This window comes from Mesorhizobium sp. B2-8-3, from assembly GCF_006440815.1.
Classification (GTDB): domain Bacteria; phylum Pseudomonadota; class Alphaproteobacteria; order Rhizobiales; family Rhizobiaceae; genus Mesorhizobium.
The window spans coordinates 186,061-210,054 of record NZ_VFTW01000004.1 but is presented as its reverse complement, the minus strand read 5'-3'; the positions used below and the strand labels follow the sequence as shown (position 1 = coordinate 210,054).

At 63.8% G+C, this 23,994-nt stretch carries 21 protein-coding genes and 2 pseudogenes; 10 read left to right on the top strand and 13 right to left on the bottom strand.

The genetic code is table 11. The features are described from left to right. Positions 1-167: 167 nt before the first annotated feature. A pseudogene (gene gshB, locus FJ418_RS08760) lies at positions 168-734 on the top strand (glutathione synthase); the annotation flags it as partial. A 64-nt stretch (positions 735-798) separates the two neighbouring features. Beyond that, positions 799-1,863: a glycosyltransferase gene (locus tag FJ418_RS08755; protein ID WP_140864886.1), complete on the top strand. Its 1,065-nt coding sequence runs from the start codon at positions 799-801 to the stop codon at positions 1,861-1,863. Between the two features lie 78 nt (positions 1,864-1,941). Here FJ418_RS08755 and FJ418_RS08750 read toward each other — a convergent pair whose 3' ends face one another. After that, positions 1,942-2,937 (bottom strand): LacI family DNA-binding transcriptional regulator, encoded by a 996-nt coding sequence (locus tag FJ418_RS08750; protein WP_181166874.1) that lies wholly within the window; start codon positions 2,935-2,937, stop codon positions 1,942-1,944. Between the two features lie 229 nt (positions 2,938-3,166). On the opposite strand from FJ418_RS08750, the gene FJ418_RS08745 reads away from it, so the two are divergent. From FJ418_RS08745 to FJ418_RS08735, 3 genes are all read left to right on the top strand, one after another. Next, entirely contained in the window at positions 3,167-4,099 is a 933-nt protein-coding gene (locus FJ418_RS08745) for a nucleoside hydrolase (protein ID WP_246682992.1), read from the top strand. After that, entirely contained in the window at positions 4,100-5,755 is a 1,656-nt protein-coding gene (locus FJ418_RS08740) for an ABC transporter substrate-binding protein (RefSeq protein WP_140864880.1), read from the top strand. Between the two features lie 166 nt (positions 5,756-5,921). Next, positions 5,922-7,451 (top strand): YifB family Mg chelatase-like AAA ATPase, encoded by a 1,530-nt coding sequence (locus tag FJ418_RS08735; protein ID WP_140864878.1) that lies wholly within the window; start codon positions 5,922-5,924, stop codon positions 7,449-7,451. A 129-nt stretch (positions 7,452-7,580) separates the two neighbouring features. Here FJ418_RS08735 and FJ418_RS08730 read toward each other — a convergent pair whose 3' ends face one another. The 3 genes from FJ418_RS08730 to FJ418_RS08720 all read right to left on the bottom strand — a co-directional run bounded on the left by FJ418_RS08730 (position 7,581) and on the right by FJ418_RS08720 (position 9,687). After that, a complete protein-coding gene (locus FJ418_RS08730; RefSeq protein WP_140864876.1) occupies positions 7,581-8,237 on the bottom strand; it encodes an outer membrane protein in 657 nt (218 codons plus the stop codon). A gap of 253 nt (positions 8,238-8,490) precedes the next feature. Beyond that, positions 8,491-9,078 (bottom strand): TetR/AcrR family transcriptional regulator, encoded by a 588-nt coding sequence (locus tag FJ418_RS08725; RefSeq protein ID WP_140783154.1) that lies wholly within the window; start codon positions 9,076-9,078, stop codon positions 8,491-8,493. Between the two features lie 30 nt (positions 9,079-9,108). Continuing rightward, positions 9,109-9,687, bottom strand: coding sequence for a DUF308 domain-containing protein (locus FJ418_RS08720; protein WP_140864874.1), 579 nt, complete (start codon positions 9,685-9,687; stop codon positions 9,109-9,111). A gap of 172 nt (positions 9,688-9,859) precedes the next feature. On the opposite strand from FJ418_RS08720, the gene FJ418_RS08715 reads away from it, so the two are divergent. After that, positions 9,860-10,375, top strand: coding sequence for a GNAT family N-acetyltransferase (locus tag FJ418_RS08715; protein ID WP_246682979.1), 516 nt, complete (start codon positions 9,860-9,862; stop codon positions 10,373-10,375). Between the two features lie 40 nt (positions 10,376-10,415). Here FJ418_RS08715 and FJ418_RS08710 read toward each other — a convergent pair whose 3' ends face one another. The 8 genes and pseudogenes from FJ418_RS08710 to FJ418_RS31845 all read right to left on the bottom strand — a co-directional run bounded on the left by FJ418_RS08710 (position 10,416) and on the right by FJ418_RS31845 (position 18,815). Next, positions 10,416-12,596 (bottom strand): malate synthase G, encoded by a 2,181-nt coding sequence (locus tag FJ418_RS08710; protein WP_140864872.1) that lies wholly within the window; start codon positions 12,594-12,596, stop codon positions 10,416-10,418. A 305-nt stretch (positions 12,597-12,901) separates the two neighbouring features. Next, positions 12,902-14,923, bottom strand: coding sequence for a hydantoinase/oxoprolinase family protein (locus FJ418_RS08705; protein WP_140864870.1), 2,022 nt, complete (start codon positions 14,921-14,923; stop codon positions 12,902-12,904). A gap of 168 nt (positions 14,924-15,091) precedes the next feature. Continuing rightward, positions 15,092-15,461, bottom strand: a pseudogene (locus FJ418_RS08700) (DUF559 domain-containing protein). 100 nt (positions 15,462-15,561) lie between these two features. Next, entirely contained in the window at positions 15,562-16,188 is a 627-nt protein-coding gene (locus FJ418_RS08695) for a CDGSH iron-sulfur domain-containing protein (protein WP_140864868.1), read from the bottom strand. Between the two features lie 134 nt (positions 16,189-16,322). Continuing rightward, entirely contained in the window at positions 16,323-16,694 is a 372-nt protein-coding gene (locus tag FJ418_RS08690; RefSeq protein WP_140864866.1) for a hypothetical protein, read from the bottom strand. Between the two features lie 429 nt (positions 16,695-17,123). After that, the gene (locus tag FJ418_RS08685; RefSeq protein WP_140864865.1) at positions 17,124-17,471 is read right to left on the bottom strand and encodes a hypothetical protein; all 348 of its coding nucleotides are present in this window, start codon (positions 17,469-17,471) and stop codon (positions 17,124-17,126) included. A gap of 310 nt (positions 17,472-17,781) precedes the next feature. Continuing rightward, positions 17,782-18,306, bottom strand: a complete 525-nt coding sequence (locus tag FJ418_RS08680) for a hypothetical protein (protein WP_140864863.1) — start codon at positions 18,304-18,306, stop codon at positions 17,782-17,784. Continuing rightward, positions 18,303-18,815 (bottom strand): hypothetical protein, encoded by a 513-nt coding sequence (locus FJ418_RS31845; RefSeq protein WP_181166872.1) that lies wholly within the window; start codon positions 18,813-18,815, stop codon positions 18,303-18,305. The genes FJ418_RS08680 and FJ418_RS31845 overlap by 4 nt, the downstream gene beginning before the upstream one ends. A gap of 90 nt (positions 18,816-18,905) precedes the next feature. On the opposite strand from FJ418_RS31845, the gene FJ418_RS08670 reads away from it, so the two are divergent. Further along, entirely contained in the window at positions 18,906-19,496 is a 591-nt protein-coding gene (locus tag FJ418_RS08670; RefSeq protein WP_140864861.1) for a hypothetical protein, read from the top strand. Continuing rightward, a complete protein-coding gene (locus FJ418_RS08665; protein WP_140864859.1) occupies positions 19,493-20,236 on the top strand; it encodes a hypothetical protein in 744 nt (247 codons plus the stop codon). The genes FJ418_RS08670 and FJ418_RS08665 overlap by 4 nt, the downstream gene beginning before the upstream one ends. Before the next feature lie 332 nt (positions 20,237-20,568). Here the strand turns inward: FJ418_RS08665 and lepA are convergent, their stop codons facing one another. Next, positions 20,569-22,374, bottom strand: coding sequence for a translation elongation factor 4 (gene lepA, locus FJ418_RS08660; RefSeq protein ID WP_140783124.1), 1,806 nt, complete (start codon positions 22,372-22,374; stop codon positions 20,569-20,571). A gap of 400 nt (positions 22,375-22,774) precedes the next feature. Between lepA and FJ418_RS08655 the strand changes: the two genes are divergently transcribed. Together FJ418_RS08655 and FJ418_RS08650 are read left to right on the top strand one after the other, a co-directional pair. Beyond that, positions 22,775-23,467, top strand: a complete 693-nt coding sequence (locus FJ418_RS08655; RefSeq protein WP_140864857.1) for a DUF1223 domain-containing protein — start codon at positions 22,775-22,777, stop codon at positions 23,465-23,467. Positions 23,468-23,553: 86 nt separating this feature from the next. Then, complete coding sequence (locus tag FJ418_RS08650) at positions 23,554-23,865, top strand: hypothetical protein (protein ID WP_140864855.1); 312 nt, start codon at positions 23,554-23,556, stop codon at positions 23,863-23,865. Positions 23,866-23,994 lie beyond the last annotated feature (129 nt).

Genomic DNA, 23,994 nt, shown 5'->3' with positions numbered 1-23,994 from the left:
GGCTGGTATAACCTCAGCGTCGATATGTTCCCGTAATGTTCTTGCCCAAAGCAAAAATCTGTGGTTGTCTGGCTTGGTCTCGCTCGCGGCCTGACGCAGGGCCGCGAGCGAGCCCGTATCCGGGGGCTTGAGAAAAGATGGTGGCGCGGATTCGCACGGTCGCCCGGAAGTTCCCGGACCTGATGCCGGAGACGCTGATCACCAAGGACCCTCAGGAGGTGGCCGCCTTCCGCAAGGAGTACGGCGACATCATCGTCAAGCCGCTCTACGGCAATGGCGGCGCCGGCATCTTCCATCTGCTTGAAGCCGACCGCAATCTCGCCTCGCTGCTCGAGATGTTCGGCCAGCTGTTCCGCGAGCCCTATATCGTGCAGCGCTATCTCAAGGACGTGCGCAAGGGCGACAAGCGCATCATCCTGATCGACGGCGAGCCGGTGGGCGCCATCAACCGCGTGCCGGCCGATCACGATTCCCGCTCCAACATGCATGTCGGCGGCCGCGCCGAAAAAACCGAGCTGACGGAACGCGAGCGCGAGATCTGCGCCCGCATCGGACCGGCGCTCAGGGAACGCGGCTTCATCCTGGTCGGTATCGACGTGATCGGCGACTACATGACCGAGATCAACGTGACCTCGCCGACCGGCGTGCGCGAGGTGCAGCGTTTCGGCGGCGCCGATATAGCTGCCCTGTTCTGGGATTGCGTGGAGGAGAAGCGGCTGAAGTCGGCCGCGTAATTGCCGCATGTTGACTCTACAGCACGGGTATCGCCCTCCTACCGTATTCGAGATTGTCGGAGCAATGCTGCGTCATCGCCGCTATCTCCGGAAAGGGTACCCTTCGGCGAAGTTGCAACCTGCTCTTCAGGCAAGTTTGCTGTCGGACGATCCGTTCATATCCTATTCGGGAATGTCCGGCACGCCCCTCGGATTGGCAAGTCACATGCCTCTCCTTCCACGCAGCCACCGTGCCTGGTTTCTCATCTCGCCAACTTGGTCCATCGAAAACAATTCCAGCGTCAAAGCGATCCGGACCTATGCCGTTCTGCATAGACTTAGGAACCCCCGTCACTCGCTAATCTTCCTATCCAACACACAAGCCGAGGCTGATCTCTTGAACCAGTCCGGTGAGGCGGCCGTCCTGCACAACAAGACTTCAACAACCTCCGAATACATATTCAGGCCCCTCAAGAACGTCCCTGTAGAATTTGATGCAATCTACAATGCGCAACTGGCTTCGTGGAAACGCCACGACTTGTCTCTTGCCATCGAGCGTTGCGCATTTGTCTTTTATCGTGATTTAGTCGGGTCATCTACGACGGAGTCGGAAAGGGCGCGAATAAATCGGCACAAGGAGTTCGCGCCGGGTCACGTGTTTATCAATGAGTTTGACAGCACCGGCAAGCCTGTCCGATTGGCGCCGGCTCACGTGAACATGCATCTAAATCGTGCAGCCGTGGGAATTTGTCTCTCTGAAATGGAGGGACCAATGTTCGCCAGCACAGAATATCTTCTCGCTGGGCTACCTGTTGTCACGACCCCGAACCTTGGTGGCCGAGACCTTTATCTGGATGACGATTATTCGCTTACAGTTCCACCCGATCCTCGATCCATCGCGGAGGCTGTCTTAGCGCTGAAGGAGCGACGAATCCCCCGGGCTTATATTCGTTCGCAAACTTTGAAACGAGTTGAACGAGACCGCGGGCGGTTCATAGACCTTGTAAATGAGATTTTTCTGGAAAGCGGCTCTTTGCGCCGGATCGCCATGCCTTGGCCTTTCCGATATCCTGTCATGGAGTGGCTTCCACCCCACATCGCAATCGATCGATCGCTTTCAGGTACGGTCGATGCCTTCATCACCGCCTAATGCATGTCGCGCAAAAGTGACCTCGGTTTTGCGCGACATGCATTAGGTAGCGCTCCAGGCGTCGTCCCACTGCGCCAATTAGGCCGTCTTGCGCTCGACCACGCTGGGCTCCATCACGATCGCCGCGCGACGCCGGTCGGGCCCTTCGAGGAAGTCGATCAGCGCGTCGATGGCGATGGTGCCTGCTTCGAAGATGCGGCGGTCGATCGTCGACAGCGGGCGTTCCAGCAGCGGCGCCAGATAGATGTTGTCGAAGCCCATGACGGCGCAGTCGTCGGGGACAACAAGCCCCTTTTCGCGGAGCGCAACCGTGGCGCCGATGGCCAGCATGTCGCTCATGCAGCAGATGGCCGAAAACCGCGTGCTTTCCAGCAGGTCCCGCGTCGCCTGGCGCCCAAAACTGTGCTGGAACTCGCCGCAGCGGATGAGGTTTCGATCGACGGCGATGCCAGCCTGGCGGTGCGCTTCCTCGAAGCCGGCGAGCCTGATCCTGGTGTTCGAGCTTTCCGCCGAACCGCTCAGGAAGGCGATGCGGGTGTGGCCCTTGGCGATCAGGTAGCCGGCCGACTGGAAGGCGCCGTTGCGATAGTCGGTATCGACGGTCGCCGCCAGGCAATCGAGCTCCGGGACCTCGCGGTCCATCGACACGAACGGGATGTTCAGGCCCCGCAGCAGGCCGGCATTCGGGATCACGCCGCTCGCCGCCAGCACGATGCCGTCCACGCCATGGCCGGCGAGGAAGGCCAGATGCGCCTCCTCCTTATCCGGAATACCATCCGAGTTGCACAGGATCGTCGTATAGCCGCGCTGCCGGGCAGCGTCGTCGCAGGCGCGAACCAGCTCGGTGAAATAGGGGTTGAGAATATCCGGAACGATGATGCCGAGGACCTGCGAGCGACGGGTGACCAGCGAGCGGGCAATGGAGTTGGGCGTGTAGTTGAGCTCGCGCGCCAGCGACCAGATGCGGTTGCGCGTTTCCTCGCTGATGAAGGCGTCCTTGCGGTTGAGGACCTTGGAGACGGTGGCGATGGATACGCCGGCACCTCTCGCAATATCCTTGATGGTCGCCGCCACATGTCCTCGCATTGCTTGCCAAGCACCGTCGCCCTGATCCCGTAGCCTCTTACGTCGGCAAAGTCGACAGGCCAGGTGTCGAGCAGGAGCTCCGGCCGACCGATCGTGTTGACAGCTGGCCGGTATTGCCTTAGGTAAACGTTTAACTCCTCGATATATGAGACTTTCCAATGCCCGTTCCGCTGTCCCACAGTGCAAGCCCGGCAACGCAAGAGACCGCGACGTGACCATGCTTTCCAGGATCCCGCTGGTGATGGATGTCGACACCGGCACCGACGATGCCGTCTGCATCGCGGCGGCGACGCTTTGCGCGGACAGGATCGAGCTGGTCGGGATCGGCGCCGTCTGCGGCAATGTCGAGATCGAGAAGACGGCCAGGAACACGCTGGATCTGATCGATTTTCTCGGCTGCGACGCGCCCGTGCATGTCGGCGCTTCTCGCCCGCTCGCCAGGCCATTGTGCACCGCCGTCAGCCACGGCACGACCGGACTGGGCGACGTGGTGCTGCCCGCCGCGCGGCGCGGCTTTGCCGAGGGCGGCGTAACGGAATTGATCCACGAGGCGGCGAAGCAGCACCCGGGCAGGCTCGAGATCCTCGCCGTCGGGCCGCTGACCAACATTGCCACCGCGCTGATCGAACACCCTGAGCTGCCGTCGCTGATCAAACGCATCACCATCATGGGCGGCGCCATCCGCGGCGGCAACATGACCCTGGCCTCGGAGTTCAATCTCTATTGCGATCCCGAAGCCGCACGCATCGTCTTCGAATCCGGATGCGCGATGACGATGGTCGGCCTCGACGTCACGCTGAAGCCGGAGCTGCCGCGCCATGTGTTCGACCGGATAAGGGCTGCATCAGGTCCGCAAGCGGATGTGGTGGCGCGGGTGCTGGACTTCATGATGCGGCGCAAGGACGAATTCGGCGCCGACGACCCGAACCTGCATGACGTGATTGCGCTCGCCGCGATCGTAAAACCGTCGCTGTTCAGGTTCGAAAGCTATTACGTGCATCTGGAAACCAGCGGCGAGGTCACCCGCGGCATGACCATCGCCGATTTCAACAATGTATCAAAGAGGCCGCCAAACGCGCGGGTGGCCGTCGATATCGACGTCGACGGCTTCTGGGACTGGTTCGTCGATCTTTTCGGAGCTGGGAGATAAATGGGGCAGGATAGCGAGCATTGCGAATTCGACCGCCATCATGCGCTGGTCGAGGGCCTGGCGGCGGAGGTCCGGGGCGGATGCCTTCACCGGCGCGAGTTCCTGGCGATGGCAAGCATTTTCGGCGCGTCGGCGGTGGCCGCCTATGGCCTGATCGGGCTCGCCGCGCCGACGCCGGCGCGTGCCGCCGAGCCGAAGAAGGGCGGCGTGCTGCGCGTTTCCACCTTCGTCAAGGGGCAGAAGGACCCGCGCGCCTATGACTGGCCGGAAATGGCCAATATCGCGCGCCAGTTCCTCGACACACTGGTGCGCTACGACACCGACTACACGTTCAAGCCTTCGCTGCTGGAAAGCTGGAAGGTCAATGACGACGCCACCGAATACACGCTCAATCTGCGGCGCGGCGTGACCTGGAACAATGGCGACGACTTCACCGCCGAGGACGTGATCTTCAACCTCGAACGCTGGTGCGACAAGGCGGCCGAAGGCAATTCCATGGCCGGCCGCATGACCGCGCTGATCGACGCCAAGACCGGCAAGGCGCGCGACGGCGCCATCATCAGGACCGACGACCACACGGTGGTGCTGAAACTGTCCTCGTCCGACATCTCGATCATCCCGTCGATGACGGAGTATTCGGCGCTGATCGTGCATCGCGGCTATGAGAAGGCCGGCGCCAACCTCATCGCGCATCCGGCCGGCACCGGCGCGTTCGAGCTGGTCTCCTACGACGTCGGCACCAAGGCCGTCGTCAAGCGGCGCCAGAACGGCAAGTGGTGGGGCGGCGAGGCCTATCTCGACGGCATCGAGTTCATCGACTACGGCACCGATCCGGCCGCCTGGGTGAGCGCCTTCGAAGCCGGCGAGATCGACACCAATTTCGAGACCACCGCCGACTATGTCGCGATCATGGACGGCCTGGGGCTGGTGAAGTCGGAAGTGGTGACGGCGGCGACGATCCTTGCCCGCACCAATGTGACCAACAAGCCCTATGACGACATACGCGTGCGCCGCGCCCTGCAAATGGCGACCGACAATCAGGCCGTGCTGACGCTCGGCTATGGCGGCAAGGGCACGGTCGCCGAGAACCACCATGTCAGCCCGCTGCATCCGGAATATTACGCGCTGCCGAAGAAGACGCGCGACCTCGAAGGCGCCAAAAAGCTGATGGCGGAGGCCGGGCAGCTCGATTTCGAGCATGAGCTGATCACCGGCGACGAGGACTGGCACCGCAGCACGGGCGACGCCATCGCCGCGCAGCTGCGCGAGGCCGGCTTCAAGGTGAAGCGCACCGTGCTGCCGGGCTCGACCTTCTGGAACAACTGGACCAAATATCCCTTCTCGATGACGTCGTGGGGCATGCGGCCGCTGGGCGTCCAGAATCTCGCGCTCGCCTATCGCAGCGGCGAGGCGTGGAACGAATCCGGCTACGCCAATCCCGCGTTCGACAAGAAGCTCGACGAGGCGCTTGCCGTGCCGGACGTCGAAAAGCGCAAGGAGATCATGAAGGATGTCGAGCAGATCCTCCAGGATTCCGGCATCCTCATCCAGCCTTACTGGCGCTCGCTGTTCACCCATTCGGTGGCGGCGGTGAAGGACAATCCGGCGCATCCCAATCTCGAGCAGCATTTCGAGAAGGTGTGGCTGGACCGGTAGGCTGGGGGGCGACAATATGCCGGTTCGGCCACGCACCGTCGCTGCGGCAGAATCGATGTTCTTGTAATGTTCTTGCCTCAGCGACAAATCTGTGGTTGTCTGGCGTGAAGTCTTGCGTGGGCTGATCGCAGCGCCGTGCAGGAGCCTGGATCCGGGGGCGGGAAACATGGTGGCGCGGGTTCGCACGGTGGCTTTCCAGGGCATCGAGGCCGTGCCGGTCGATGTCCAGGTGATGGTCGGGCCGGGCAAGGTCGGCATGCAGATCGTCGGCCTGCCGGACAAGGCGGTGGCCGAAAGCCGCGAGCGCGTACAAGCGGCGCTGCACGCATCGGGCCTGTCGATGCCTTCGAAGAAGGTGACGGTGAACCTCGCGCCGGCCGATCTTCCCAAGGAAGGCAGCCATTACGACCTGCCGATTGCGCTTGGCCTGATGGCGGCGCTCGGCGCCATACCGGGCGACATGCTCGCCGGTTATGTGGTGCTTGGCGAATTGTCGCTCGACGGCACGATCGCCGGCGTGGCGGGCGCGCTGCCGGCGGCGATCGGCGCCAATGCCGAAGGCAAGGGCCTGATCTGCCCCTTCGCCTGCGGGCCGGAAGCGGCGTGGGCCGGCAAGGATTTCGACATATTGGCGCCACGCAGCCTGATCGCAGTCGCCAACCATTTTCGCGGCACGCAGGTGCTGTCGCGGCCCGAGGCCGGCATAAAGCTCGCCGCGCGCGACCTGCCGGACCTAGCCGACATCAAGGGCCAGGAGAGTGCCAAGCGGGCGCTCGAGGTGGCCGCCGCCGGCGGACACAACCTCCTGATGGTCGGACCGCCTGGCTCGGGCAAGTCGATGCTGGCGCAGCGCCTGCCCTCGATCCTGCCGCCGCTGGCGCCCAAGGAACTGCTCGAAGTGTCGATGATCGCTTCCGTCGCCGGCGAGCTCGGCGAAGGCAAGCTGACGGACCGGCGGCCGTTCCGCGCCCCGCATCACTCCGCCTCGATGGCGGCAATGGTGGGCGGCGGGCTGCGCGCGCGGCCAGGCGAGGTCTCGCTCGCCCATCACGGCGTTCTGTTCCTCGACGAGTTGCCGGAGTTCACGCCGCAAACGCTCGACGCGCTGCGCCAGCCGCTGGAAACGGGCGACTGCATGATCGCGCGGGCCAACCATCGCGTCACCTATCCGGCGCGCATCCAGCTGGTGGCGGCGATGAATCCGTGCCGCTGCGGCATGTCCGGCGAGCCCGGCTATCGCTGCTTGCGCGGCGACCGCTGCCGCACCGAATACCAGGCGCGCATTTCCGGCCCGCTGCTCGACCGCATCGACCTTCGGATCGAGGTGCCGGCGGTCTCGGCGAGCGACCTGATCCGACCGGACAAGGCTGAGACAAGTGCCGCGGTGGCGCAGCGCGTGGCCCGTGCGCGCGCCATGCAGCGCGAACGGCTGGAAAGACTGGGAGCGGGCGCCACCACCAACGCGCATTGCCCGCCTTCGATCATCGAGGAGATCGCCAAGCCCGATACCGCCGGCCTGACGCTGCTCAAGGACGCCAGCGAAAAGCTCGGCTTTTCGGCGCGCGCCTATCATCGCGTGCTGAAGGTCGCCCGCACGCTGGCCGATCTCGACGCCAGCGAAACCGTCGGCCGCATCCATCTGGCCGAGGCGATTTCCTACCGGATGAGCGCGGAGCGGATGGCGCAGGCGGCTTGATGAAGCGACCTGATGCCGCCGGAACGGGGAAGAGCTCTGTCATTTTTTGTTCAAGGCAATTCCTGACGGCGGCGCGATTTGGCGTGCAGCCGCGCCGGCATCATCATGAGCAAATTGCGATGCCCGGAATCAGAATTTGTAGGCTAAGGCAGCGCGAACGACACTGAAGTTCGTCCTCACGTTATACGGATCGATCGGGTCAAACCCGAAGTCTTTCTTGCCGAGGTCGACATAGAGATATTCCGCACGGGCGGTCCAATTGTTGCTGAAAGCGTATTCAACACCGCCGCCGACTGCATATCCTGTCTGGAATTTGGTCCTGGCTACACCGAAGACGTGCTCATCGATCTTCACATCACCCATCGCAACGCCGGCCGTGACATAAGGAAGCCAGCGATCAAAGGCGTAGCCGACGCGGCCCCGGATCGTTCCGAAGGCATCGACGCTCGCTTCTGCGCCAAGGCCGCCGCCGCCAACCCCCGGCGAGAATTCTTTCTTGAAACCCAGGTAGTTGATATCGCCTTCGATACCGAGAACCCACTGACCGTACTGATAATTGGCGCCAACCAAAGCGCCGCCGGTGAAATTGCCGATGTCTGCCGACCCAGGAATGCCGATGAAATCGCCATCGACCTTTCCGAAGGCCCCACCCGCATTCGCACCAACATAAAGGCCGGTCCAGGAATAGGGAACTTCCATGGAGGCCACGGGTTGGACGATGTCAGCGGCATTGGCCCCAGTCATGGCCACGCCCAGAACCAGGAAAGTCCCAAGGATAGAACGCATCGATTGTCTCCCAAGCGTCGCTCGTTATCGCCGCCACTGCAAAGAGCTTAATCTTAATTGTCTAATAAACCTGTAGCAAAACAGTCACTCAATGCGGGAAATGGGGATTGCCGAACGTCCAAGGCGGAACACTTTCTGATCTGCGGACAAAGTGCTGAAGCGGCAATTGATGCCGGTAAGGACGCCAACGGGACGCTCGGCTTCATGCGTGAACTTATCGCCGGAAAGGGGCGGATGCCGGCCGATCTCCTCCTCAATCGGTCGCCGGGATCAGCTTCTGCAGCGTCGGCGCCAGGATCATGCCGAAAGTCAGGACGTCGCCATAGGCCCGCGCGGAAATCATCGCCCCGTGCACAGTCGCCATGAAGGCCTCCGCTTCCGCGCGCGGGGCGGCGGAGATCGTCAATGCTCCCTGCGCGGCGCCGCGCTCGATGACGCCGGTCAGCCACCCCGAGAGAAACTGAAAATACGCCCGGACCTCCACGGCAACCTCCGGCGGAAGGGCGGGAAGCTCGCTGGCGAGCAAGGCGCAGACGCAGATCGGCCGGCTCGCGTCCTCGATGCACTGCGCCCAGAAGCCGGCATAGGTTCGCAGCAATTCCGGCGGCGCAGGCACATTGCGCTCAAGCTCCGTCATGCCCGTCACGGCATCCTCGAGGTAGCGCCTGACTAGGGTCTGCACGAGGTCGACCTTGCTGGGGAAATGATGATGGATGCTGGCTTTGCGGATACCGACGACCTCGGCGATATCGGCGTAGCTGAACCCGTTATAGCCGCCGGCGACGATGAAGCTTCGCGCGGCGGCCAGGATGTCATCGGCGGTGTTCGAGGGCTTATCCATAGACATGCCTAACGTCCGACGGAAGAAAGCTCAACTCGCCACCTGCCGCGACTTGCGAAGCATATCGCTGACGGAAAGCCACACGGCGGACACCAGGAAGTAGAAGGCGCCGAAGGCGGCGTAGGGCGCGACATTGGCGATGCCGATGGCCTCCGCGCCGCCCGCCATCTTGACGAAGAAGAGGCCGGCCAGCGCCGACTGGGCGCCGCTCAGGATCATCGCCCACTGCGCGCCGTTGGTCTTCCAGCGGCGTAGGGCGGTGAGGAGCTGAAATGCGCCGGAGACGACCGCCCAGACCCCATAGACCGCAAGCACCGCGTTCATGCTGCGGCCAAGCGCGAGGGCGACCGCGATCGCGGTGAGGATGCTGACGGCGAAATTGAGGAGCTGCGACTTGTTGCGGCCGAGCCCTCCGCTGCGCTGCGCGTCGACATAGTTCGCGAGCGCGTCCCATAGGGGATAGGCAACCAGCATGACCGCGGCGAGCGGCGGAACCGACTTAGCGACGGTGAAGGCTACCGCGACCCAGGCCGCCGATACGGCAAACCGTAGATAGTAATAGTTTTTGAGCCAGCCGCTCGACGACTGGGCGCGGTTCTGGCCGCTCATATGTGCAGACAGACGGATACCTTTCCTCGAATGTCGTTATCTACCTACTAATAGGTAGGCAAATATTCGTCAAGCGATTTGCGAGGTCGCCGCCTCGTTGAGCGCTCGACGATGCGTTCGCATCCCGGTAACCTGCGTGGTATGGTGGAACGGATCCGCGCGGGGGCGAAGGATGATTTCAGTTCTGCCGGCGCGCAGCGCCGAAGACTTCGAGACCATGGCCATGCTCTGCGGCAGGCTAGCGCAGTGGGATGTCGACGCGTCCGCGCCCCATGGTGTCTCGGAGGAGGATATAAGGACGCTCTTCCAGCCCGGCACCAGCGGCCATAAACTGGCAATGCAATTCGGTGTGCCGGATGCCATGGCCTTCATTGCGCGATCGGGCAACGTGCCGGCGGGCTGTCTCGCCTTCGGTCCGTTCGGCGATGGCACGGCGGAACTTCACAAGTTCTTCGTCGATGCATCCTTCCGGGGACAAGGCATAGGTCGCGCGCTGATGGGCGCGGTCCTGGCGGAGATCGACAAGAGCCCGGCCCGCATGGTGCTGATCCACACCACTTTCTATATGGAAAGCGCGATTGCCGTGTACGAGGCGTTCGGCTTCAGGCCCTGCGCGCCGTTTCGCGACACGCCCGCGCATGTCAGGCACACGGACGTCTTCCTGTCGCGCACGATCAAAGGCGGGTGAGGGCCGCAACCGCCGACCAGCCGGCGGTAAGCCAGCAGACTCAAGCAGAATCCTGCCTGCCGCGCGCCTTCAGCTCCAGCCGCCGCTTATGCAGCACCGGCTCGGTGTAGCCGTTGGGCTGGCTCGCCCCTTTGAACACCAGGTCGCAGGCGGCCTGGAAGGCGATGGAATTGTCGAAATCCGGCGCCATCGGCCGGTAGAGCGGGTCACCGACATTCTGGCGGTCGACGATCGCCGCCATGCGCTGCAGCGAATCGCGGACCTGGATTTCCGAGCAGACCTTGTGGCGCAGCCAGTTGGCGATGTGCTGCGAGGAGATGCGCAGCGTCGCGCGGTCCTCCATCAGGCCGACATCGTTGATATCCGGCACTTTCGAGCAGCCGACGCCCTGGTCGATCCAGCGCACGACATAGCCCAGAATGCCTTGCGCGTTGTTGTCGAGCTCGCGCTGGATCTCGTCCGGCGTCCAGTTCGGCCGCACCGCGACCGGCACCGACAGGATGTCGTCGAGCTTGGCCTTCGGCCGGCTCTTCAGCGCCGCCTGCACGGCGTGCACATCGACCTTGTGATAGTGCGTGGCATGCAGGGTCGCGGCCGTCGGCGACGGCACCCAGGCGGTGTTGGCGCCGGCCTTGGGATGCGCGATCTTCTCGACCAGCATCGCCGCCATCAGGTCCGGCATCGCCCACATGCCCTTGCCGATCTGGGCATGGCCGGCAAGCCCGCATTCGAGCCCGGTGTCGACATTCCAGGCCTCATAGGCGGAGATCCAGGCGGCCTGCTTCATGTCGCCCTTGCGGATCATCGGGCCGGCTTCCATCGAGGTGTGGATCTCGTCGCCGGTGCGGTCGAGGAAACCGGTGTTGATGAACACCACGCGCTCTCTTGCGGCGCGGATCGCTTCCTTGAGGTTGACGGTGGTGCGCCGCTCCTCGTCCATGATGCCCATCTTGATGGTGTTCTTCGCCATGCCGAGCAGCGCTTCTACGCGGTCGAAAATCTCGACGGCGAAGGCGACCTCTTCTGGCCCGTGCATCTTTGGCTTCACGACATACATCGAGCCCGCGCGGGAATTGGCGCGGCGGCCACCTTCGCCGACATCGTGCAGCGCGATCAACGCGGTGATCGCGGCGTCCATGATGCCTTCCGGCACCTCGTGGCCCTCGCGATCCAGGATAGCCGGATTGGTCATCAGGTGGCCGACATTGCGCACCAGCATCAGCGAGCGCCCCGGCAGCAAGAGCTGGCCGCCATTGGGCGCCGTGTAGCGGCGGTCGGGGTTGAGCGTGCGGGTGAACGTCTTGCCGCCCTTGGTGATCTCTTCGGCAAGGTCGCCCTTCATCAGGCCGAGCCAGTTGCGATAGACGACGACCTTGTCCTGCGCATCCACGGCGGCGACCGAATCCTCGCAATCCTGGATGGTGGTCAAGGCCGATTCCAGGATGACGTCGGCGATGCCCGCGGGATCGGTCCTGCCGATCTGGTTGGCGCGGTCGATTGCAATCTCGATATGCAGGCCGTTCTTCACCAGAAGCACGGCTTCGGGATTGGCGGCATCGCCGCGATAGCCGGCGAACTGTTTCGGGTCGGCGAGCGTCGTGGCGCCGGCGCCTTCGCCCACCTTGAGCGCGCCATTGGCGACCGAGAGCCCGTTGACGCCCGCCCATTTGCCTGATGTCAGCGGCACCGACTGGTCGAGGAAATCCTTGGCCCAGGCGATGACCTTGGCGCCGCGCGCCGGGTTGAAGCCCTTGCCCTTCTCGGCGCCGCCGGTCTCGGGAATGGCGTCGGTGCCGTAGAGCGCGTCATAGAGCGAGCCCCAGCGGGCATTGGCGGCGTTGAGCGCATAGCGCGCGTTCATCACCGGCACGACCAGCTGCGGTCCGGCGACGACGGCGATCTCGGGATCGACATTGACGGTCGAGACGCTGAAGGCCGGGCCTTCCGGCACCAGGTAGCCGATCTCCTTCAGGAAGCCTTTGTAGGCCTCCATGTCGATCGGCGCGCCATTGGCGCGATACCAGCCGTCGAGCTTTTCCTGCATGGCGTCGCGTTTTGCCAGCAGCGCCCGGTTCTTCGGCGCAAGGTCGTGGACGATCTCTGAAAAGCCGGTCCAGAATTTCTCCGGGTCGATGCCGGTGCCGACTGCCGCCTCCTCGGCCACGAAGTCATGGAGCTCCCGGGCAATCCGCAACCCGGCGATCTCGATGCGGTCGGTCATCTGCACGTCTCCAGATAGTAGGCTTGCCGGGCGTTTGGCATGTTTGGGGTTGCGGGGTCAATTCGGCTTAGGATGTAGGGAGGATTTGGCGGGGCGGCGAAGCTGCTGATCTCCCCCCTCGTGGGGGAGATGCCCGGCAGGGCAGAGGGGGGCGCGAAGGAACGCCAATCTTGTCACTTCTATCCCGTGCAAATGTCACCCAGACTGGCTGTCGGAGAGGCGGAAGAACGGAGACGCTGGCGGGACAGCGCCCCCCTCTGGCCTGCCGGCCATCTCCCCCACAAGGGGGGAGATTACGCTCTCCCTCACACCGCAATCCGCGGCCGTCCCGACGCCACCGCCACGACATGTGCCTCGATGAACATGCGCTGGCCTTCGATGGTCGAGACCTTGAACTCGGTGGCGATTTCGATCTCGGCGCTGTCGGTACCGGCGTCCTTCGCGCGCTCGGCCGCCAATGCCCGCACATCGGCCTCAGCCGCCGCGATCGCCTTGTCCTCTTCGGTGAAGTCGCGCACCGTCTGGCCCGAGGCGAGGCGGAACAGGCCTTCCTTGGGCTGGCTGACGCGGGCTTCGGCCGAGACGCGCACCTGGCCGACCACGGCGCCGAGCGCGTTGGCGACGTCTGTGTCTTCCGGCACGATGCAGCCATTGCCGACCAGCACGGCCAAGCCGGCATAGTGCAGCGGCGCCGACGCGCCGAGGCCGATCACCGGGCGGTCGAGCGCGACGGTGAAGCGGGCGATGCCGGGATGGGCGTCGACCGCGCGCTGCACCAGCGCGTGCGCGACGGTGGCGGCGCCGTCCAGCCCGTCCTCGGCGAAGGCGGTTTCGAGGATGTATTCGGCCGACCAGCGGGTCAGCGTCACCAGCACGCGCTCGGCGATCGCTTCCGGCGTCGCGGCGATCGTCTGGCCGCGGCCGTCGCGGCGGCGGGCGAAGAGCTCGGCGCCGAGGCGGGCGGCGGCGGCGTCCCAATTGGCCTGTTTTCCCACAACATGGGCGGCATCGGACGGCGTGAAACCGCTGATGTGCACGAGCCCCCGTGCGACCAGCCGGTTCAGCGTGGCGTTCTGGGCGTTCGAAGCGAGCAGCCTGTCGAGCGCGAGCGGCACGGAACCGATCGTCTCGTACAGCTTCGCTTCCGGCGCGGTGAGGCCGGCGGCGAGCCGGTCCGGCACGCCGGTGCGCATGGCTAAGCGCCCGTCCATGCGGCCAGGGTTCGGCGCGCGCAGCTGCCGCTCCAGCTCCGACGTCACCGCCTCGCCATGCACCATGCCCGACAGCGCCAGCGGCACCAGGCGGCGCGGCCCAAGCAGGATTTTCGGGTCGAGCGCGCCGTCTTCCAGCGCGACTTCCGAGTCGCCGCCGAGGCCGAAAGTGCGCATTGCGACCGCCTCGACCATGGTGCGGAAGCCGCCGACGGTGGCGCCTTCCGGATCGAGGCGCGGGCGGCCGCCGTCGAGCACGGCGACGTCCGTCGTGGTGCCGCCGATATCCGAGACCATGGCGTCGTCCAGCCCGGTCATGTGGCGGGCGCCGACAAGGCTGGCGGCCGGGCCGGACAGGATCGTCTCGATCGGCCGCTGGCGGGCAAAGGCCGCCGAGACCAGCGCGCCGTCGCCGCGCACCACCATCAGGGGTGCCGCGATGCCGCGATGGCCAAGAAAACCTTCGGTCGCAGCGACCAGCCGGTCGATCATCGAGATCAGGCGGGCGTTGAGCAAGGTGGTGAGCGCCCGGCGCGGGCCGCCGAGCTTGGCCGACAACTCGTGGCTGGCGGTGACCGGCAGGCCCGTCTTGTCGCGGATCAGGTCGCGGGCCGCGAGCTCATGCGCCGGGTTGCGGGTGGCGAAATAGGCGCAGACGGCAAAGCCCGACACCGAGCCGCCAAGCTCGGGGAGCGCCGCCTCGAGGCCGGACAGGTCGAGTTTCGCCGCATTGCCATGCACGTCATGGCCGCCGGGGCAAAACACCACCGGGTCGGTGCCGAGCGCCGTCTTCAACCCGTCGCGCGCAAGGTCGGCCTCGGAAAAGCCGATCATGACCAGCGCCACGCGCCCACCCTGGCCCTCGACCAGCGCGTTGGTGGCCAGAGTGGTGGACATCGAGACCAGCTTGATGGCGGCCGGATCGGTGCCGGATTCCTGAAGCACCGCATCCACCGCGCCGGAAATGCCGACGGCGAGGTCGTGCCGCGTGGTCAGCGACTTGGCCTTGGCCAGGACTTTTCCCTTGGGACCGCCTCCCTCCGACCACAGCACGGCATCGGTGTAGGTGCCGCCGGTGTCGATGCCGAGGAAGAGGGGATGAGGCTTGGCGGTCATTTTGGGCGGGCGGTCCGGGCAAGAGGGCTTTGTGGCGAAGCCCTTAGCCGATACGGGCTGGCCGATAAAGGCGGGAGAGGTGGGCCAGGGGGAAGAGCTAATCTCCCCCCTTGTGGGGGAGATGGCCGGCAGGCCAGAGGGGGGCGCTGTCCCGCTGACCTGACCGCGCTATTCGGATGGACTTCCAAGCCCGGTCACGATCACGATATGCTGGCAAACATTATCGATGTCGCGAATGACATCTTCGTTCCAGAACCGCAGAACGGTCCAGCCATCTTTCTCCAGCCTCGCAGTCCGTGCCTCATCGCCTGCGACGGGCTTCTCCGTGCTGAGACCCGTCGACCTCGACGACGAGCTTCTTCTGCGGGCAAGCGAAGTCTACGATATATCCGGCGATCGGGAACTGGCGCCGGAAGCCTAGGCCCATCAACCGATGGGCGCGAAGCTCGTTCCAAAGCTTCAATTCGGCTCCTGTCATCACCTTGCGCATTGATCTGGCGTTGGCACGGTGTTTTGGTGACAGCGGCGTATGGGGCATTTGCATCGCTCGGTGATTGTTAAGGTTCGCGCTCTACGGCGCCCCCCTCTGTCCTGCCGGACATCTCCCCCACGAGGGGGGAGATTGGCAGCTTCGACGCCTACCCCACAAACCCCACCCTTTTATGGCTCCCGTCGCAGAATGGCTTGTTGGCCGAATGCCCGCAGCGGCAGAGAAACACCTTGGTGGTGCGGGCGATCGTATGTCCTGTCCCGGTGACGATCTCGGCATTGCCTTCGACCTTGAGCGGGCCGTTGACGGTGGGCGTCACGGTCAGCGGGCCATCCCGCGCCTCCAGCACCTGCGCTTCCTTCAGCGGCGGCTCGCCGGTGGCGATGAAGCCGGCCTTGATGTGGCTGTTGTCGCAGAACGGCTTGTTCTGGGAGAGGCCGCAACGGCAGAGCGTGGCGCGAAAGACGGTTTCGTCACCCAGCACGATCTCGGCATGCACCGCCAGCGGGCCGTTTTCCCTCAACCACACCGTGTTGACCACCGGCGGCTTCTCCTGCGGTCCGCCATCCTTTCTGGTGTAGGTGATGGCGCCGGACGGGCAGTTCTGCGCCAGCGCCACGACCTGCTCGACGCTGGCCGCTTCCGGATGGATCCACTCGCCCGGCGCGTTGGGCACGAAGACATGCGGGTTGCCGAGCACGCAATTGCGCGAATGGATGCAGCGCTTGCCGCTGAAAGAAACGTCGAGCTTCTCGCCTTCGACCGTGCCTGCCATTTGGGTGGGGTCTCCTGTTGGTGGGTGGAGACGAGGCTAGGGCGGGGGCGAGAGGGGCGTCAAGCTGGCCGGATGCACAGCCTGCTCCTTCTCCCCTGTGGGCCCCTGTGGGAGAAGGGGAAGAAGGCGCGACTCTACTCCTCCAGATCGATCTCCTCGGTCTCGCCGCCGCTGCAGGTGTAGCAGCAGTCTTCGCATTTTTCCTTGTTGCCGGGGCCGACGCCCCAATAGGTCGCCTCGTCGCCGTCGACCCAGGCGCCGTAGCAGATGGATTCGCCCTCGTTGCAGGAGATCGGCAGTTCTTTGGTCTCGCCGTCGTCGAGGTAGAAATCCTTGCCGTTGCCCGGCCAGACATAGTCGCGGTCCTGGCTGTAGAGCTCGAGCCGCATGGCATTGGGATGGCTGTTCTTGATCTGGAAGGTGACGTCGCCGGCATGAGCGGCAGCCGAAAACAGGACGGCAAGCGAAAACGCGGCGGCAAAGCGGCGCGCGGATAGCAAAGACATGAAAACCCCCGATGACGAATCGGCCCCCACGGCCGATGGTTGGATGATGACATGGCCGGCGCGTATGCCAAGGGGCGGCAGCGAAAATGGCTGACGGAATTGGGGGTGATTGTTGAGGCTGTGGCGATTGGCTGATCTCCCCCCAAGAGGGGAGATGGCCGGCAGGCCAGAGGGGGGCGCTGTCCCGCCGACGTGTCTATGCTTGGGTTCCTCGCTCCCGCCGAAGGCGGGGCGAGGTGGCCGCGAAGCGGACGAAGAGGGCGCCTTCGTAGGGCGCTCCCCCTCTCCGTCTCGGCTTCGCCGAGCCACCTCTCCCCACTCCGCGGGGCGAGGAACCTTGTTCTTGCAGCGCCGCGATCCTTCGCGCCCCCCTCTGCCCTGCCGGGCATCTCCCCCTCTTGGGGGGAGATTGGCAGCTTCAACGCCCCGCTACTCCACCAAATCAATCGTCTCGGTCGAGTGCTCGGTGCAGATGAAGCAGCAGGTGTCGCAGCGCTGGTCGTTGTCGGGGCCGACGCCGGCGGTGACGGAATCGTCGCCGTTCACCCAGGCGCCCCAGCAGATGTGCTCGCCCGGCTCGCAGGAAATCGGCACCGACTTTCGCGCCTTCGGCCGGATGAGGAACACCTTGTCGTCGCCCGGCCAGACTTTGCCGCTGTCGCGGCCGAACAGCTCGACCGCGACCCCGTCCGAACGCTGGTTGCGCACGAAGACAGACATGTCGGCGGCGAAGGCCGGCGAGGTGAGCAGAAGGAAGGCGAGCAGAGCGCGAATCATGGCGAGGTCCCCGAGGGGAGTAGAGCACGGGTGAAGTGCGTAATCTCCCCCCTTGTGGGGGTTGAGGAGCGGTCCGCGTAGCGGATGGGAAGCCAATTGCTTGGCTTTCCGAGCAACGAAAGCCCGGCAGGGCAGAGGGGGGCGCGAAGGAACGCGGCGTTTGTGTCAATCAAAGAGAACCTGGCCGCGAAAGCTTACCCTTTGAGATGCCGGCGGGACAGCGCCCCCCTCTGGCCTGCCGGCCATCTCCCCCACGAGGGGGGAGATCAGCAGCTTCGGCGCCCCGCTCCTTCTAAAACGCAGGCGATCGCTACCTCCTCACCACCACATGCGGCGCGAATGTCTTCACGGCATCCACCATCTCCTCGCCGCGCACGTCGAGCGAGGAGATCTCCATATGCACGATGGTCCGGCCGAAGGGCATCAGGCCGAAGGCGTTGGCGGAGGAATAGCGGATTGCGTCGGGCGGCTCCTCGGTGAGCTCGAAATTGAGCATTGCCGCGCCCTTGCCGCCGGCGGCAAGCCGCACGCTCCGCACCTTGCTCCACGGCACCAGCACGTCGCCGGCGCGGGCATCGCGGAAGCCGTGGCTGTCCAGCACCACCTTGACCGAACTGTCGAAGGCGCCGCGCGCGATGAATGCGCCGAGCCCCAGGCAGGCTGCGCCGAGCAGCGCGATCCACAGCACATGCCCGCCATCGGCGCCGGAGGCCACGCCCTGCAGCGCGCCGAAGCCGAAAATGCCGCCAAGCAGGAACGGCCCGATGGCGGGAAGGATCTTTCCCGACGGGCTGTTGCGGATTTCGAGCGGCGCGGCCATCGCCTTTGCAGTCAACGCTCCGGCTTCAGCAAAGTCCAGATCCAGCCGATGAAGGTCAGCACCAGGAACGGATAGCCGGCCGCCGGCAGCGGCGCGGAGGTGGGCAAAAGCGGCGCGCCCCACAGGATCATGAAGACCGAAACAGCGAAGAGCAAAGCGGCGACGGACGCCGTGAGCCGCATCCAGAGCGCGAAGGTGGCTTGCGCGCTGACCATCGCCAGCCCCGCCGCCCACAGCGCGATGCCGCCGGCATAGGAAGGCACGCTGGCCTGCAGCCCCGCCGCATTGCCGGCCAGAAGCAGGCTTTCGCCCGCGAGGAAGGTGAGGAAGCCCGCCGCGACGAGGTCATTGCCGAGCCGCTGGTATTTCATCGTGAGCAGCGCCGTGGCGACGACGATGCCGACGCCGTCGATGGCCCAGACCGTCTCGCGCAGCGCATCGCTGGCAACAAAAGTGCCCGCCAAGCCAAAAGCGCCGCCGATGGCGAGACCAATCGCGGCGACGATGTCTGAGGTGGAGCGCATGTGATGTCTCCCCAAGCCGGGGAAGGATACAACGGGGTGCGGGGATGGTGAAGGGTGTGGCTGTCTTGTTGGTCTATCCTAACGATCGACTTGGCAAAGTATCTGTTGATTCTCCCATTGTTTTGCCTGTTTATCGCGGGCTTGGGGGAATCGATGGCCCAATGGCTAGACATAAAGTCGGACAAACACGCCGCTGAATCGGTGGCAGAGTTTCTTGCTGCTACAAAGACTATTGAAGGGACTAGTGGTTGGTCCTGCGATGCTCATACCGAGGAATGCCGGCTCAAATACCTTCTCGCAATTGACGGCATCCCCGTCAGCGCCTCGCTGGATATCATGTCCTTTCCAATGAGCACCAATAATGGCTTCACTATCACACTTAACGTGCCGCCTTGCATCGCAAGATTGGATTTTGATCCACTTGAGAAATTTCACGACAACCCCGTAGGGGATTTTTCAGAATTCGAAAGCAGAATTTACGGACCGCATTGCCATGCATGGCCGGACAACGCCTGCTTTTGCGAGGCAAACGCGCTTCCAAAGGAACTTTCCTACGCTCGGCGCCTTGACCCTGCTATAATGTCGTATCAGTCAGCACTGTTTTGGTTTTGTCAGAGTGTCAACATCGTCTTTCATAACGGTGTCTTCGTTGACCGCCCGTCGCGCGGACGATTGCTATGAACAAAATTGAAGCGCTGAAAGCTCTGGTCGACCAGAACTGCTTTAAGACGTTTCTCGTTGACAACGAGATCGCCGTGGCAACCGGCTGCCTGTACCCATCCAATGGATCCGTGACGGTTTACGTGTCAGGCGGTGCAGACCTTTGCGTGGTATCGGATAGAGGTGCAACAGCGCATACTGTAGAGGCACATGGTATCAAGGTTCCTGACATTGCTCGCTGGCTCGGGCCAATCTGCAAGCAGAATGGATTGCGGCTTGAGGGAAACCAGATCACGTCGCCAGCGATCGATGTCGCCCATGTTCCGACATTGGTTTCATTAGTGGCCAATACCGCTTCAATTGCAGCGCGTTACGCCTTAGATAAATATACCAATGAGGTCGGCGTTAAGCTTATCGAGCGGCTGTATGAATCACTCGTTGTGACTTTTGGGCGCCGTAACATCGCAAGAGAAGTTGAGGTCGCTGGCGCCAGCAATCGTATTTATCACTTCGATTTTCAGGTCGGCGTCGAGCGCGACCGGATCCTGTTCGATCATGTAAATCCGCATCCTAGTTCGATCAACGCCAAGGCAGCGGCCCACATGGATATTGGTCGTAGAGATGACGATCCTTCGCACTATCTAGTCTATGACAAGGCCGCAAAGTGGAATGCAGCCGATATAGGATTCCTACAATCGCTGGCTCAAATGATCCCTGTAGGGAGAGTTGACGATGTCTTTCAGCATCGCGTCCAACACTGAACGTGGGTACTCAACCTCAGCTAATCCGTTTTCCATCGACGAAGATATTGCGGCGAACGAGTGACGGTCGCGTCCCCGTTTGAATGCGAATCGAGAAACCTTTGAGAATGAGGCGAATTGCCTCTTCCTCGGTTCGGACAAGGACCTCGTTCCTTTTGTGGTGTTTGATATTCCGGGCTTCCGGATCCCCAAGAACGAACAGTCCGTCTTTTTGGGCTGGCGGCCATTTCACGCCATCGGCAGCCAACCTATAAATTCGCATCACTATTCCCTGATGTTATGGAATGGTTCGTTGTTTGCTGGTCGTTTGACGGCCTATGTGGACATCGTCCTCAATCCCCCATCTTAAGCGCCTGGATAAACGCCTCCTGCGGGATATCCACTTTGCCGAACTGGCGCATCCGCTTCTTGCCCTCTTTCTGCTTGTCGAGCAGCTTGCGCTTGCGGGTCACGTCGCCGCCATAGCATTTGGCGGTGACGTCCTTCCTGAGCGCCGAGATGGTCTCGCGGGCGATGACCTTGCCGCCGATGGCCGCCTGGATCGGGATCTTGAACAGATGGTGCGGGATCAGCTCCTTCAGCTTCTCGCACATGGCGCGGCCGCGCTTTTCCGCCGCCGTCCGGTGCACCAGCATGGATAGCGCGTCGACCGGCTCCTCGTTGACCAGGATCGACATCTTCACCAGGTCGCCCTCGCGATAGTCGGTCAGATGGTAGTCGAAAGAGGCGTAGCCCTTGGAGATCGACTTCAGCCGGTCGTAGAAATCGAACACCACCTCGTTGAGCGGCAGGTCGTAGGTCAGCATGGCGCGTTTTCCCACATAGGAGAGATCGGCCTGGATGCCGCGCCTGTCCTGGCAGAGCTTCAGGATGCCGCCGAGATAATCGTCGGGGGTGAGGATGGTGGCGCGGATCCACGGCTCCTCGATCGAGGCGATCTTGACCACGTCGGGCATGTCGGCCGGGTTGTGCAGTTCCTTCACTGAGCCGTCATTGAGGTTCAGGCGGTAGACGACGGAGGGCGCCGTGGCGATGAGGTCGAGGTTGAACTCGCGCTCCAGCCGCTCCTGGATGATCTCCAGATGCAGCAGGCCAAGGAAGCCGCAGCGATAGCCGAAGCCGAGCGCGGCGCTGGTTTCCATCTCATAGGAAAAGCTCGCATCGTTGAGGCGCAATTTGCCGACGGCGGCGCGCAGATCCTCGAAATCGGCGGCGTCGACCGGGAACAAGCCGCAAAACACCACCGGCTGCGCCGGCTTGAAGCCGGGCAGGGCCTTTTGCGTCGGGCGGCGGTCCTCGGTGATGGTGTCGCCGACGCGGGTGTCGGCCACTTCCTTGATCGAGCCGGTGAAGAAGCCGAACTCGCCGGGGCCGAGCTCGTCGACATTGACGCGGGCCGGCTTGAACACGCCGGTGCGCTCGACGAGGTATTTTGCGCCGGTGCCCATCATGCGGATGGTCTGGCCCTTCTTCATGACGCCGTCGATGATGCGCACCAGAACGATGACGCCGAGATAGGCGTCGTACCAGCTGTCGACCAGCATCGCCTTCAGCGGGGCTGCGATGTCGCCCTCGCGCGGCGGCGGCAGCTGGTGGACGATCGCCTCCAGCACGTCGGGCACGCCAAGGCCGGTCTTGGCCGAGATCAGCACGGCGTTGGAAGCGTCGAGGCCGATCACCTCCTCCACCTGCTCGCGGATGCGCTCGGGCTCGGCCGCCGGCAGGTCGACCTTGTTCAGCACCACGACGATCTCGTGGTTGTTGTCGATGGCCTGGTAGACATTGGCCAGCGTCTGCGCCTCGACGCCCTGGGAGGCGTCGACCACCAGCAGCGAGCCCTCGCAGGCGGCCAAGGAGCGCGAGACCTCGTAGGCGAAGTCGACATGGCCGGGCGTGTCGATGAGGTTCAGCACATAATCCTCGCCGTTCCTGGCGCGGTAGTTCAGCCTCACCGTCTGGGCCTTGATGGTGATGCCGCGCTCGCGCTCGATATCCATCGAGTCCAGCACCTGCTCCTTCATGTCGCGCTCCTCCAGCGTGCCGGTGAGCTGGATCAGCCGGTCGGCAAGCGTGGATTTGCCATGGTCGATATGGGCGACGATGGAGAAATTGCGGATGTGGTCGAGGGGCGTCGTCATGCGGCGCGCTTTAGCAGGGGCAGGGTTGAGGGGCAAGCGGTGGGGCTTTTTCCTTCGCCTTCTCTCCCATGCGGGAAGGTGGATCGGCGCGCATCTGAGACGGATCCAAGCGTCGCGATCCTTCACACCCCCCTCTGGCCTGCCGGCCATCTCCCCCGCAAGGGGGGAGATTGGCTGTTCCGCCGCCGGCATCTCCCTTTCGACCTGGGAGATTGGCGAAGGCCTGCGCGACATCTGATCTCCCCCCTTGCGGGGGAGATGCCCGGCAGGGCAGAGGGGGGTGCTGTCCCTCCAACGTTCCGCACTGAGGCACCCACATCACAAACCGGTGAAGCTGTAACGAAGCCCTGCGCCGTCGCGAAATGGGAGCATGACCCGCCGCAACGGAGACTGCTTCCCCATGATCGGATTGAAGACAAGGACCGGCCTGCTCGCCGGGGCGATGCTTGCCGCCACGCTCGGCGCCGCTTCGGCACAGCCGCTGACCGTGGTCGAGCTGTTCACCAGCCAGGGCTGCTCGTCCTGCCCGCCGGCCAACGCCAACCTGATCAAGGTCAAGGACCAGCCGGGCGTGCTGGCGCTGTCGTTCAACGTCACCTACTGGGACTATCTCGGCTGGAAGGACACGTTCGGCCGCAAGGAATTCACCGATCGCCAGGTGACCTACGAGCCGTCGCTCGGCCGTGACGGACCGTTTACGCCGCAAGTGGTGGTGAACGGCAGACGCGACGGCGTGGGCGCGGCGCCGGGCGAGATCCAGAGCCTGATCGCCAAAGGCGGCCACACCCAGGGTCCGGAGCTTTCGCTCGACAAGGCCAAGGTCAGCATCGGCGCCGGCAAGGCGCCGGGCGGCGGCGCCGACATCTGGCTGGTGCGCTACACGAGAGGCGTCGTCGAGGTGCCGGTGGCGCGCGGCGAGAACACCGGCCGAACGCTGCCGCACGCCAATGTCGTGCATGCGCTGACGAAACTCGGCAGCTGGAACGGCAAGGCCACCACGCTGCCGCTGCCGGCGGCCACCGGCGGCTTGAACACCGCGGTGCTGGTGCAGGCGCCAGGCGGCGGCCCGATCCTGGCCGCGGCCGCCAACTGATTTCTTTTTCCCTACGCGCGGGGCCGCAGGCAGCGGCAACGCATAACCCGGCCCGCTTCCGCGCGCCAAAACCCAAGGAGACTATCATGACCAAATACCTGACCCTGCCGGCGCTCGCCCTCGCGCTTTCCGCGTCCGTCTTCGTCGCCGACGCCCGCGCCGACGACACGACCAATGCGATGAAGCCCGCCAACGCGATGGCGACCGACGCCATGAAGCCGGCGACGGACGCGATGAAGCCGGCTGACGCCATGAAGCCCGCCGACGCCATGAAGCCCGACGCGATGAGCACCGAGGCGATGAAGCCGGCTACCACCGACGCGATGAAGCCGGCCACGGATGCCATGAAGCCGGCGGATGCGATGAAGCCGGCGGACGCCATGGCTCCGGCTCAATAGGTCCGGTCTTTGCAGCCTCGGCGCGTCGGCAGACGAGGGCGCGCCAAGGTTGGTCTCTCGCGGCGCGAGAGCCAGTTGTTTTGTACACAATTCCGGACGGAAAGCCGCTGCACGCTTTTCTGGAATTGC